This window comes from Paenibacillus ilasis, from assembly GCF_043195395.1.
Lineage (GTDB): Bacteria > Bacillota > Bacilli > Paenibacillales > Paenibacillaceae > Paenibacillus_AQ > Paenibacillus_AQ lautus.
The window spans coordinates 3,496,055-3,509,065 of record NZ_JBHDJG010000001.1; the positions used below are offsets into that span (position 1 = coordinate 3,496,055).

A 13,011-nucleotide genomic window follows, 5' to 3' on the forward strand; every position below is an offset into this window, starting at 1 on the left:
GCCACCACTCCTAAGTCGCCCGGATAACTCGAACGTCCCCCGGTATCACTTTCTCGCCTTCATACAACATAAACCGTCCGTTCTGCCATTCAATTCGCAGCAGTTTGTAATCATCCGATTGGTATTGCCATACATGCTGCTCCCCACTTTGAGTAAACGCAGTGCGACCGGTAATCGAAACATGTCCCCCGTATTCCTCTTCCAAATGAAATACATGATCGTCCAAATCGATGATGGAGGGTACCTCATCCGGAGAATCCAGCCGTCCATCAATCGGCGAATACAAGGCATACTGAACCGTCTCGCGCTCTTCGATATGAAGATAAGCAATGGTGCTGCCATCCTGCAGCGTTAAGACGACTGCATTGCGACCGCGATTGTGCACGCGACCCGTGACTTCATAAGTGACCAGAGACACTTCGCAAATATCGCCGGGAGCCAGCTGCAGCATGCTTTTCTCTACCTTGGGCGGCTCCGGCTTACTAAATAAGTTGCTGATTCTTTTCCACATACTCATCTTTCCTGTCCCCTATCTCCATTATGCGTTCTATAGGCAAGCGGTAATAATTAACGCTCCAACCACATGCAGCGATCCTGCAAACAAGCCGTATCCCGTCTTACCCTCGCGGGTGCCTTTATCAAGGTTCAGCTTGCCGAAATTACGCAGCATGAGCTCTGTCAACGATTCGAGAACCAACAATATGATAAACGAAATGATCGATACCACAATCGCCTCAAGCAGATGATATGATGTTCCGATCGACACGGATAAAATATATCCTTGTGCGAACAGCTTCAGTATCAGTCTTGTGGTTACCGCCATATTACCCGCTTTCACTTCTTCAAGATCGTTATATTTCGTGAACAGGGAATCCACAAACATCAAAACAAACAACAGCAGTCCACCGACAGCTGTCCAAAGCAATACACGCAAGATCATATCAAAATCCATCGCTAAGCCTCCACATTCAACATACGAAAAACTCCTTAAGCCCCGGACTGCATCAATTAAAGACAATCGTCCAAAGGGATGTTCCCCATGTATATCTACTATCAAACAAAAGCGAAGGAGAAGCACAGCTGCATTCAGCCCTGCTGTTTCTCCCTCGCCCCCTAAACTATATACCTGTTAGACCGTTGAATCCGTTTTTACTTGTTCTCGTATTGTTTCATCAAAGCTGCCAGCTCATCCTCAACGACTTTGTCCTTGCCAAGGTTCTCAAACTCATCATCAAGGGATTTTTCACGTGTCGACATTTCATTGCTTGCTTCCGCACGAGCTTCCATAGCGAGCATCTTTTCTTCCATTCGTTTCAAACCGGCAGACGCTGTGTCAGACCCGAATCCGTTCATCGCTTTGTTAATCTCCGTTTGCGCTTTAGCTGCATTATAACGGGCGACCAAAGTTTCACGTTTGTTCTTCATCGCTGTAAGCTGCTTACGCATTTCTTCCAGCTTGCCGCGCAGATTGTCGGCTGCCAGTTTGTTCTGATCGTAGCTTGCTTTGTACTCATCACGTTTGGCCTCGGCGGCCTTCTTCTCTTCCAGCGCGCGGCGGGCAAGATCAACGTTTTGAGCTTGTGCTGCGGTATGAGCCTGCTGTGTGCGTTTTTCGACAAGCGCAGCTTGCTCTTCATAAAGTGCTTTAAAGCGTTTCTCGATGGCAATTTGCGAAGCTACCGCTTTCTCGGCATCCTCAAGATCTTCCGTCATATCCCGAATGTACTGGTCCGTCATTTTAATCGGGTCTTCCGCCTTGTCGATAATGGCGTTAATATTGGACATGGTCAAATCGCGCAATCTTTTAAATATGGACATCGTTCTCTTCCTCTCGCTTTCACTTTTAAATACTGGTATATGATTATTGTTTACGTTCCATGATCCCAAAACGTTTCAAAATTTTTTTAGAAGTTGTTCATTTTAATACCCTCGTTCATATTGCTTGGGAACTTTCTGTCCGCCATCAAGCGCCTTGGCTGCATGAACAGCCCAGTAGGGATCGCGGAGCATCCCCCGGCCAATCGCCACCAGATCCGCTTTGCCTGACAAAATCACCTCTTGCGCGGCATTGTAATCATCCAGCAATCCTACCGCAATAACAGGCACCTTTAACAGCTGCTTGAACTCTGCTGCCAGATCCACCTGATAACCGGGCTTCGCTTCCGGGCCGCCATTGGCACCGACCTGGCCTTCTCCCCCCGAGGAGATATGAAAGATATCGACACCGGCATCCCGGTAACGTTTGCAGATCTCCGCACAATATTGCACATCGTAACCGCCGTCCACATATTCTTTTGCAGATACCCTCATCATGATCGGCATGCCTTCAGGCAGCACTTCCTTAACGGCTTGAACAACCCGCTCGCCGAACAGAGGAAGGTCTTGACCATATTCATCACTGCGCTGATTCGTCAGCGGCGAGTGAAACTGATGAATGAGATAACCATGCGCGCCATGAATCTCAACGGTATCAAACCCGGCTTCAACAGCTCGACGCGCGCCTTCCTTAAAGGCTTGAATGAGCTCTTCCACTTCCGCCCCGGAAAGCACCTTTGGCATTTTGTAATGAGAGCTGAACGGAATCGCAGAAGGGGCTACCGACGGTTCAGCATCCTGCGCTTTTCTTCCGGCATGCCCAAGCTGGATACCGATCTTGGTTCCATAAGAATGCACGTTCTCCACAATACGGCGATAGGCTGGAATCTGATTGTCGTCCCAGATCCCCGTATCCTGATTCGTAATGCGTCCATCAGGATGGACACCTGTCATTTCCACAATAATTAAGCCAGTACCTCCTACGGCACGGCTGACGTAATGAACAAAATGCCAATCATTCGGAATCCCGTCCTCAGCTTGAACGGAATATTGACACATCGGTGGCATAACAATGCGATTCTTGAGGGTCAAATTCTTGAAATTGTAAGGTGTAAACAAGTCTGCCAAGCGATTATCTCCTTCCATATCCAAATGATCAAGATGTAATAAAATCTGATACCGGTTATTATACACCTTTCTGCGGGAAAACTAAAAAACATCGCATTCCATATTGAGGATAATCGCCCGATCAACTGGGCATACCATATTAAAAAGCGAAGGGGGCCGATCGAGATGTTCAAACGATACTGCGCAGGAAGCTGCCTGTTGTGGATCATGTTATTCTTTTTTATGGTGCCGGACATCCCGGCAAACGCGTCCGCTGTACATAGTTTGTCACTTCACCCCCAGGACACTTCCGTCATGTCGGAGTCCGGTCAAATCATGGATCATGCCAACCGCAATAAGACCCAAAATTCAGACGATGCGCCGTCTTTAAGCCAATTGCTGAGAAAATACCCGGATACCTTTCGCTCCAGCGGACCCCGGATCAAACAGATCGCTCTGACCTTTGATGATGTTCCGGATCCCCGTTTTACCGGAAAAGTACTGGACGTCCTCAAAGAGTATCAGGTAAAAGCCACATTCTTTGCAGTGGGGGAACGCGCCAAAAAACACCCCGATCTCGCGAAACGAATCCATGAAGAAGGTCATGCCATTGGCAATCACTCTTATAATCACGCACAGCTGAACAAGCTGAGCCTGGACAAATTCAAAAGCCAAATCGAACGTACCAACACGATCTTGAAATCCCTAACCGGAGTGGATCCTCGGCTAATCCGTCCGCCTTATGGCGATATTAACGAAGAGCAGCTTCAGTGGGCACGCAAAAACGGATACAAAGTCGTGAATTGGAATGTCGACTCTCTCGATTGGAAAGGACTGCCTAAGGAAGAGGTAAAGCGCAACATTTTATCAGCGGTCGGGCCAGGCTCGATCGTACTCCAACATGCCGGAGGTGGCGTGGGGTCGGACCTAACCGGAACGATCGAAGCGCTCCCGGATATTATTGCCGAATTGCGGAGTAAGGGATATAGCTTCGTGACACTCCCGGAGATGTTAGGAGTATCAGAGTCGAGATAAATCTGCATGACATAAAAAGACGGCTGACTGGAGTTTTGCTCCAGACTAGCCGTCTTCCGTATTAGAATTGTTATTTCATGAGGATGAATTGAATTATTCGATAATGAACAATTTGATGTCCTGAATGCCGAATTGCTTCACGGCCGATTGTGAACCCGGAATGAAGATATCAATCCGATTCCCTTTAATAGCCCCGCCGATATCACGAGCTTCTGCTACAAATGCCTTTTTCGGCAGTCCTGGATGCTCATGTCCTGTTACAAGCACCTTGGTGCCGAGCGGAATGATCTTGGGATCCACCGCAATGGTACCGAGCTCAAGGGAATTTCCGAAGTAATCAACGGCGCCCCATTTCCCGTTCTCACTTGCGGCAGCAGAATAAGCAGTCGCCTTGACCGACAATGTTTTGCTGTAATTAAACGTCTTGCCCCATGCCTCCACCACGTTCTTCTCAGGGGAAACACTCAAGGTAGGCGTAAACCCGGAGGCTGGAGCGATGGGTGCAGCAGACGCCGTCGAGTTCATCGATACCGAACCGGGGATGGTGATTTTCAGACCCTGGTATATATTTGTTGCTTTAATCGTCGGATTAGCCTTCATCAGCTTGTCCATGTTAACGCCGTACTGTTTGGACAAGAAATAAAAGGTATCGCCGTTCTTGGCCACATGCACTGCGCTTGCATGCGCCTGCAGTCCCCCTCCGGCAAAAGTCAAGCCAAGGGCAACGGCTGTAATGGTAAACCATTTTGCAGTTTTTCCAGCGATCTTATGGTTAAGTCCACGATTTTTAGTCCATGATTTCATTTGTTGTAACATCTAAAGATGCCTCCTTATATGTAACTTGGTCATTCGGATGTAGTATGTCAACGAACATGAATATATCACAATTTTGTAACCTATACTGCAAGCAATTGTTACCAATAAACAGACAAAAACAGCGCCAATTCCTGAAACAATCAGGTATGGCGCTGTTTTGGTTTGTTACAATGCAGATATAAAAGTTACAAAACCTTACTTAAAAACTCTTGCGTACGAGGATGAGTCGGATGGCCAAACAGCTGGTCCGGCTTGCCTTCCTCAACGATTTTACCGCCATCCATGAACAGGATCCGATCTCCCACTTCCCGAGCAAAGCCCATCTCATGGGTGACGATGACCATCGTCATACCGCCCTCGGCAAGCTTCTTCATCACTTCCAATACCTCACCAACCATCTCCGGGTCCAGTGCGGAGGTCGGTTCGTCAAACAGCATGACATGCGGCTGCATCGCGAGCGCTCTCGCTATGGCAATTCTCTGCTTCTGTCCTCCGGACAGCTGGGAAGGATACGCCTCCTTCTTGTCCTGCAGGCCAACTGACTTCAGCAGCTCGTCTGCAGTCGCCTCGGCTTCCTTCGCCGAGACGCCCTTCACCTGAATGGGAGCGAGCGTAATATTATCAATGACCTTCTTGTGAGGAAACAGGTTAAACTGCTGAAATACCATGCCCATTTTCTCACGGGTAGCATTGATATTGTGATTCTTGGCGGTGATCAGCTCACCCTCGAACGAAATTTCGCCGCTGGTCGGCACTTCAAGCAAATTGAGACATCGTAAGAAGGTACTTTTACCGGAGCCGCTCGGTCCGATGACAACCACCACTTCTCCTTTTGCAATCTCGATGTTAATGCCTTTCAATATGTCCAGCTTGCCAAACGATTTATGAAGATCCTTAACGGTTATCACTTGCACTCAACTTCCTTTCCCAGACACCCAGAAGCTTCGAAAGAACGAATGTCAGTATAAAGTAGATCAGGGCAGCCACAAGCAGCGGATTCAATGCCGCAAACGTCATGCCGCGCAAAATCTGAGCTTGATACATAATGTCCACCACACCGATGAAGGAGACGATGGAGGATTCCTTGATGATGACAACAAACTCATTGCCGATGGCAGGCAAAACGCCTTTTAACGCTTGCGGCAAAATAATGTGGCGCATCGCTTTGCCTTTGGTCATTCCGAGAGAGCGTGCAGCCTCCAATTGACCGCGGTCCACGCCTTGAATGCCGGCACGGAATATTTCAGCCAGATAGGCAGCGCTGTTGATAGAAAGCGTCAAAATACCCGACTGGATCGGTGAGAATTTAATATCAAACGCCGCCAAGCTGTAATGGATAATAAACAACTGGACCAGCATCGGGGTACCACGGATGATCTCAATATAAGCGGTAGCCAAAAACTTAAGGATTTTAACACCCGACATCCGCATTAAAGCGATAATCAATCCGAGAATGAAGCCGAAAAACACACCAAGGGCCGAAATAAGCAGCGTAAACTGGATTCCCTTCGCATAATAATCGCGATATTTCCAGAAAAATTCAAATGTGTTCAGATTCTCTGCCTTACGACCGGCAGCCAGGTCACTGGCCTCGTCGACAAACTTCTGGATCTGGTCATTTTCCTTCAAGCGCTCGAGTGTAGCATTAATGCTCTTGAGCAGCTCTTCGTTCCCTTTGCGAACCCCGATGGCATAGGCATCGTTCTCAGCCGTTGGTTTGGCGTCCGTGATCACCATGGTCGCTTCATTCATATTGGTCTTCGCGATCGGATACTCGGCGAGAACAACATCCACGCGCTCGGATTCCAGCTGCAGCAGCAAGTCCGGGATTTTATCCAGTGATACTACATTGGCTTTCGGGATGGTCTTTGCAATGGACTCCTGAATGGAGCTCTTCTGAACCCCGATCCGGGCTCCCTCCAGGCTTTCAAGCGTGTTGAACTTGAGTGCATCTTCCTTACGAACGACAACCGATTGTTCCGCAGCATAATATGGCTCGGAGAAATCAATGCTTTTTCGGCGCTCTTCCGTCGGATTCATGCCCGATATAACGAAATCCACGCGGCCGCTCGTCAGCTCCGGCAAGAGCGCATCAAAGGAGGTGTCCTTAATTATGAGCTCGGCACCAAGATCCTTGGCGATTTCCTTCGCAATATCGATATCAAATCCGACGATGGTATCCACGCCATCTATCGTTTTATGGAACTCATAAGGTGCATAATCGGCACTCGTGCCGAGAATCACCGTTTTCTTCTCACCCTCCGCATGGACGATACTGCCAAAAGATAGCACGACCACCATGAATAGGGTCATCCACGCTGTAAATTTACGTTTCATATGTCTCGTTTCTCCCCTAACTATTACAAATAGATTCAATCATAGAAAAAATGCAACTGAGTCATTATAAAACAGGATGCATGAATATGCAATTAAAATTCATGGATTTTCAATTTGAGCACAAATGCTTTTTAACTTGCACATGGCGCCTATTTCACTATTTTAATACAATGGTCAATTCATCATACCCCTAGGATTATGTTACTCATGATTCTTTTAACCATTTGGTCAAATAAATTAGAGCGCTGAATCTTTTTAAATTCTATATTGTGGAAATCAGTCGGTCATTTTTAGCATTACGGGCCGTTCGTTTTTTCCTACATATAAATGTACATACAGGACTTTAGAATCACGCATGAAGTGAGAAGAGGATCTGTAGTGAACGCTTTTCCGACGATGCATAAACTATCCGTTCCTTTCCCATCTTATAATAGCGCATAAAATCCCGGCACTTGATAAATGAAGGCCAGCCGGGCTGTCTCTTTCACTCCATGATTCATGCAAGCCAGCAGTTGGTTATTAATTAGCTATAGCTTTACTCATATAGGAGGTGTAACCATGCTGTTAGAAGCACTGTATCATGTTCCAAGAGATAAATGGGCTTATGCATATGATACAAAAACCATTCATCTTCGGATCCGAACCAAGAAAAACGATATTGATTCTGTTGTGGCCATGACCGGCGACAAATATGATTGGGACCGTACGTACTTCGAGATCACCATGGAAAAGGCCGCCTCGGATGACATGTTTGATTACTGGGAATGCGGAGTCAGGCCGAAATACAAAAGACTGTCCTACGGCTTTCGGATTCATGCCGGAGATGAGACGGTTTATATGGTGGACAGCGGAATCGGATGGGACTATCCTTATCCGCCTGCAGGTTACTTTGAATTCCCGTACATACATGAAGTCGATGTATTCAAAGTACCGGAATGGGCTAAAGAAGCCGTGTTTTATCAAATTATGACGGAGCGCTTTGCTAACGGAAACCCTGCCACCAATCCTGAAGAAACCGAGGCCTGGGGCGGCAAGCCGGAGGTGGATAATTTCTTCGGCGGTGACCTGCAGGGCGTACTGAATCATCTGGATGATCTCGTTGACCTGGGCATTAACGCCATTTATTTTACTCCGCTCTTCCTCTCCCCCTCCAATCATAAATATGACACGGTTGATTATAAACAGGTGGATCCGCACTTTGGCGATAATGAATTGTTGAAAAAAGTAGTAGATACTTGTCACGCTAAAGGCATTCGAGTGATTCTCGATGCGGTTTTCAATCACTGCAGCGAAGAGTTCCCTCACTTTCAGGACGTGCTGAAGCACGGCGAGAAATCCAGATATGCCGAATGGTTTCATGTGAACCAGTTTCCTTGCGAGGTCAAGGATGGCATTCCCAGCTACGATACCTTCGGCTTTTTCGGAAATATGCCGAAATTCAATACGGCCAATCCCGAAGTTAAGGCGTATTTGCTGGGTGTAGCCGAGTACTGGATCAAGGAGATCAATCTCGACGGCTGGCGTCTGGACGTTGCCAATGAAATTGACCATCATTTCTGGCGGGATTTCAGACAAGTCGTCAAGAAGGCCAACCCTGAGGCTTATATCGTGGGCGAAGTCTGGTCGGACTCCTTAATCTGGCTGCAAGGTGACCAGTTTGATTCCGTCATGAATTACCCTTTTGCCGATAAGGTGTTGGAGTTCTTTAACGGCAACATGGACGGGCTCACTTTCGCCAACCGGATCGGCTCGATCCTGATGCGATATCCGCAGCAGACCAACGAAGTGGTCTTTAATCTGCTGTGCAGCCACGATACGCCGAGGCTGCTTACCCGTGTGGGAGAAGATATCCGGCGTATGAAACTCACCGTTGTATTTCTGTTTACATTCATGGGAACGCCGTGCATCTTTTATGGCGACGAAATCGGATTGACCGGGGACGGAGATCCCGATTGCCGGAAATGCATGGAATGGGATCCCAAGAAACGAAACCAAGAGCTGTATAAGTTTTATCAAGGGATGATCGCGCTTCGAAAAAAACATAAGGCGCTGAGACAAGGGCGCTTCCGTTTCCTGCAAGCGAATCTCCATGATCCTTGCATCGTGTACGAGCGTGCGGACGAAACCATGCATTTTATCGTCTGGATGAACAACAGCGACTCCAAACGCACCATATCGCATCCTATCGTCACGACCGATTGGATTGATGCCCAGACCGAGGAGCCTGTAAAACCGGTAAACGGTACGATGCATATCGATTTAGAACCTTATGCATATCGAATTTTATGTCGGCAATTGAAACATTAATAAACTCCACTTATGTGATACACACTCCTAGATCAGGGATATGAAGCCTCAGACCAACTGGCACCATAGCATCCATACCGAGCTTCAACAAGCACACAGGGGTGCAGGGATAGCAGCGTTATTCGGCTATCCTTGCACCCCTGTCTTCTTGTTATGGTTCAAGCGTGTGATTTGGTGATTTGATGGTATATCTCCTGATATTCCTTCGCTGAAACGTTCCAGCTGTAATCCCCGCCCAAGGCGTTCTTGCTCACTTTACGCCAGTGCTCAGGCATGCGGTAAATAGAGGTTGCGCGCCGGATCGTGTTCATCATATCATGCGCGTTGTAATCCTTGAAAGAGAATCCGTTCCCTTCCCCCGTATACTCGTTATATGCATGAACCGTATCGTTCAGTCCGCCTGTTTCGCGGACAATCGGAACACTGCCGTAACGCATGGCGATGAGTTGGCTGATACCGCACGGTTCGAATTTGGAAGGCATCAAGAACAGGTCGCTGCCAGCGTAGAAGCGCCGGGACAACGGTTCATTGAACCGAAGCTGGGCCGACATTTTATTGGGATACCGATTGGCCGCTTCCCGGAACCAATGTTCATATGAAGGGTCTCCCGTTCCCAGAACGACAAATTGAATCTCATCATAGTACAGCAGCTCATCCAGAATCCGGATGACCAGATCGAGTCCCTTCGAATCGACCAGCCGCGTCACCATCGACATCAACGGAATATGCGGGGCCACCGGAAGATTCAACTCTTCCTGCAGGGCAATTTTATTCTGCGTTTTCTTATTCAGGCCGCTCCGGAACTTCATCGCGATGTGCGGATCGGTCGCCGGGTTGTAACTCTTGGTATCAATGCCATTCACGATGCCGCTCAATCTCGAACCTTGGGCTGACAAAAGCCCGTCGAGTCCGTATCCGTAATAACCGGTCTGGATCTCCGAGGCATATGTCGGGCTAACCGTCGTTACATGATCTGCATAGACGATTCCCGCTTTCATGAAATTCACGTTTCCGTAATATTCCACGCCGTCCGCTGTGAAATGGCGGCTGTGGATTCCAAGCAGATCAACCAGCACCTCGTATGGATATACGCCTTGATACAACAAATTGTGGATGGTAAATACGGTTCCAATCTCCGCATAGTAAGGATCATGGCGGTAGACATCTTCAAGAAGCAGCGGAATCATGGCCGTATGCCAATCGTGGCAGTGAAGCACGTCCGGCTGAAAGCCGATAACCGGCAATATCTCGAGGACGGCGCGGTTGAAGAACGAAAAGCGCTCGCCATCGTCCATGTACCCATAAATGCCGTCGCGGCCAAAATAATATTCATTATCTATGAAATAGATCGTGACCCCGTCCTCTACCAGGGATTCGATGCCGCAATACTGCTCGCGCCAGCCTACCCGCACCCGGGTTTCCCCTACATGAGTCATACGCTCCCGGTATTCCTCAGGAATTCCTCGATATTTGGGAAGAACCACCCGAATATCCTCGCCCATGCCACGAAGGGATTTAGGCAAAGCAGCGATCACATCCGCCAATCCGCCTGTCTTGATGTACGGTCCACATTCTGAAGCTGCAAATAACAATTTCAATCCTGCTTCCCCCTTTGATTTCGCTTGGTTCTCCGTGCCGTCTTCTCTGTTACTGCTGCCTCCTTGAGTGAAGCGTCCTGTCGAGCCTGCGATTTTCTGGAACGCGGCTTTTTCTTTAACACGACCATGCCTAACGGAGGCAGCTTGATCTCCAGGCTGTGGGTTTGGCCATGCCAGGCCTTCTTCTCGGCTTTCATATCTTCGTTGTTGACCAGTCCGGAGCCGCCATAATCGGTGTGATCGGAATTCAATATTTCCACGTACTGTCCCGCTCTCGGTAAGCCGATCCGATATTGGTCATATGCCCGGGGCTGAAAATTAATGACGACAATCAGTGTATCGCCAGGTTTTGTGCCCATTCTCATGTACGATAGTACACTCTGCTCATGATCATCGGCGCTGAGCCACTCGAAGCCTTCCCATCGGTGATCCTGCTCCCATAGCGCCTTCTCCTCCACATACATGCGGTTTAACGCTGCCGTATAAGCCAGCTGTTTCCGGTGGCTTTCGTAGTCCAGCAGCAGCCAATCCAGCTGCTCCTGATCCTTCCATTCAATGAACTGACCGAACTCTCCCCCCATAAACAGCAGCTTCTTGCCGGGCTGGGTAACCTGATATCCGAGCAAAATTCGGAGTCCCGCAAACTTCTGCTCATAACTTCCCGGCATTTTATTAAGCAGTGATTTCTTCCCGTGGACGACTTCATCGTGTGACAGCGGTAATGTAAAATTCTCTGAATAGGCATAACAAATGGGAAATGTTAGTAAATTATGATGGGTAGGCCGCTGATCGAATTCTTTCTCCACATAGGACAGCGTGTCATTCATCCAGCCCATGTTCCATTTGTAATTAAAGCCGAGGCCTCCTTCGTGCACGGGTGCCGTAACCCCTGGCCATGCGCTGGACTCCTCGGCCATCATCAAGGCATTCGGGTAATAGCGAAACACGGCTTTATTCAATTCCTGCAGAAAGGATATCGCTTCGAGATTTTCCAAGCCACCATGTTCATTAGGGCTGTATTGACCTTCGCGCTTCTCAAAATCCAACCGGATCATACTTGTCACAGCGTCAACACGAAGACCATCAATATGATACATATCCATCCAAAATAAGGCATTGGAGATGAGGAATGAAATCACCTCTGGCTTGGCATAATCGAAAGACAGTGTTCCCCAGCCCGGTTTCTCTGCTTTTTGCGGGTCTGCGTACTCGTAAAGAGCCGCCCCGTCAAATAGTCGAAGCCCGTGGGCATCCTTGGCAAAATGTGCGGGCACCCAGTCGAGGAGCACGCCAATACCAGCTTGATGCAGCTGATCCACAAGGTACATGAAATCATGGGGACTTCCGTATCTGCTCGTCAGCGCATAGAATCCGGTTCCCTGATACCCCCACGAAAGGTCGTACGGATGCTCAGCCAAGGGCATGAATTCCACGTGGGTATAACTCATCTCCAGCAAGTAGGGGATCAGCTGGTCCGCCAGCTCGCGGTATGTATAGAACGAGCCGTTCTCCTTTTGCCGCCAGGTTCCAAAGTGCATTTCATATATGTTCATCGGCTTGGTGTAGGGGGATTTGTTCTTTCTTTTCCAAGCAGCATCATTCCAATGATAACCAGAGAGATCGGTCACGACCGATGCCGTTGCAGGCCGAATTTCGGCATGAAACGCGTACGGATCCGCCTTCAAGAACGTTTCTCCATACGGTCCGGTGATATGATATTTGTAAAAAGTTCCAGTCTCCATCCCAGGGAAAAACCGACTCCAAATTCCCGAATCGGGCATCCTATATAACGTGTCTTGGGAACCGTCCCAGCCGTTCCAGTCTCCGGCAAGACCCACCTGCCTTGCATTCGGAGCCCACACCGTAAAACGCACGCCTTCTTGTCCATCTTCAGTAACACGGTGTGCGCCCATGCATTGGTAACTGTGATACCAGGTTCCTTCATGAAATAAATACAATTGTTCCGGAGTCATGTTTCCTTCCCTAACTGCTTGGT

At 48.5% G+C, this 13,011-nt stretch carries 11 protein-coding genes; 2 read left to right on the forward strand and 9 right to left on the reverse strand.

Translation table 11 applies throughout. The annotated features are described in order from the left end of the window. Positions 1–10: 10 nt before the first annotated feature. The 4 genes from ACETK5_RS15675 to ACETK5_RS15690 all read right to left on the reverse strand — a co-directional run bounded on the left by ACETK5_RS15675 (position 11) and on the right by ACETK5_RS15690 (position 2,943). The gene (locus tag ACETK5_RS15675; RefSeq protein ID WP_127590806.1) at positions 11–517 is read right to left on the reverse strand and encodes a DUF4178 domain-containing protein; all 507 of its coding nucleotides are present in this window, start codon (positions 515–517) and stop codon (positions 11–13) included. Between the two features lie 30 nt (positions 518–547). Continuing rightward, positions 548–952 carry a DUF350 domain-containing protein gene (locus tag ACETK5_RS15680; RefSeq protein WP_071218177.1) on the reverse strand — a complete coding sequence of 135 codons (405 nt, stop codon included), beginning with the start codon at positions 950–952 and terminating at the stop codon, positions 548–550. Positions 953–1,149: 197 nt separating this feature from the next. Beyond that, a complete protein-coding gene (locus ACETK5_RS15685) occupies positions 1,150–1,818 on the reverse strand; it encodes a PspA/IM30 family protein (RefSeq protein WP_100536509.1) in 669 nt (222 codons plus the stop codon). Between the two features lie 102 nt (positions 1,819–1,920). Next, a complete protein-coding gene (locus ACETK5_RS15690) occupies positions 1,921–2,943 on the reverse strand; it encodes an NADH:flavin oxidoreductase/NADH oxidase (RefSeq protein ID WP_100536508.1) in 1,023 nt (340 codons plus the stop codon). A 165-nt stretch (positions 2,944–3,108) separates the two neighbouring features. On the opposite strand from ACETK5_RS15690, the gene ACETK5_RS15695 reads away from it, so the two are divergent. Then, positions 3,109–3,957: a polysaccharide deacetylase family protein gene (locus ACETK5_RS15695; protein ID WP_100536507.1), complete on the forward strand. Its 849-nt coding sequence runs from the start codon at positions 3,109–3,111 to the stop codon at positions 3,955–3,957. A 93-nt stretch (positions 3,958–4,050) separates the two neighbouring features. On the opposite strand, the gene ACETK5_RS15700 is transcribed toward ACETK5_RS15695, so the two are convergent. From ACETK5_RS15700 to ACETK5_RS15710, 3 genes are all read right to left on the reverse strand, one after another. Further along, the gene (locus ACETK5_RS15700) at positions 4,051–4,773 is read right to left on the reverse strand and encodes a 3D domain-containing protein (protein ID WP_100536506.1); all 723 of its coding nucleotides are present in this window, start codon (positions 4,771–4,773) and stop codon (positions 4,051–4,053) included. 185 nt (positions 4,774–4,958) lie between these two features. Further along, positions 4,959–5,681, reverse strand: a complete 723-nt coding sequence (locus ACETK5_RS15705) for an amino acid ABC transporter ATP-binding protein (protein WP_165789607.1) — start codon at positions 5,679–5,681, stop codon at positions 4,959–4,961. Further along, complete coding sequence (locus tag ACETK5_RS15710; protein ID WP_098743311.1) at positions 5,668–7,110, reverse strand: ABC transporter substrate-binding protein/permease; 1,443 nt, start codon at positions 7,108–7,110, stop codon at positions 5,668–5,670. Before ACETK5_RS15710 ends, ACETK5_RS15705 begins: the two co-directional genes overlap by 14 nt. Before the next feature lie 558 nt (positions 7,111–7,668). Here ACETK5_RS15710 and ACETK5_RS15715 point away from each other — a divergent pair. Then, complete coding sequence (locus ACETK5_RS15715; protein WP_394056653.1) at positions 7,669–9,417, forward strand: alpha-glycosidase; 1,749 nt, start codon at positions 7,669–7,671, stop codon at positions 9,415–9,417. A 158-nt stretch (positions 9,418–9,575) separates the two neighbouring features. Here ACETK5_RS15715 and glgA read toward each other — a convergent pair whose 3' ends face one another. Next, a complete protein-coding gene (gene glgA, locus ACETK5_RS15720) occupies positions 9,576–11,015 on the reverse strand; it encodes a glycogen synthase GlgA (RefSeq protein WP_100536503.1) in 1,440 nt (479 codons plus the stop codon). Then, a complete protein-coding gene (glgB, locus tag ACETK5_RS15725; RefSeq protein WP_100536502.1) occupies positions 11,012–12,988 on the reverse strand; it encodes a 1,4-alpha-glucan branching protein GlgB in 1,977 nt (658 codons plus the stop codon). Before glgB ends, glgA begins: the two co-directional genes overlap by 4 nt. Positions 12,989–13,011 lie beyond the last annotated feature (23 nt).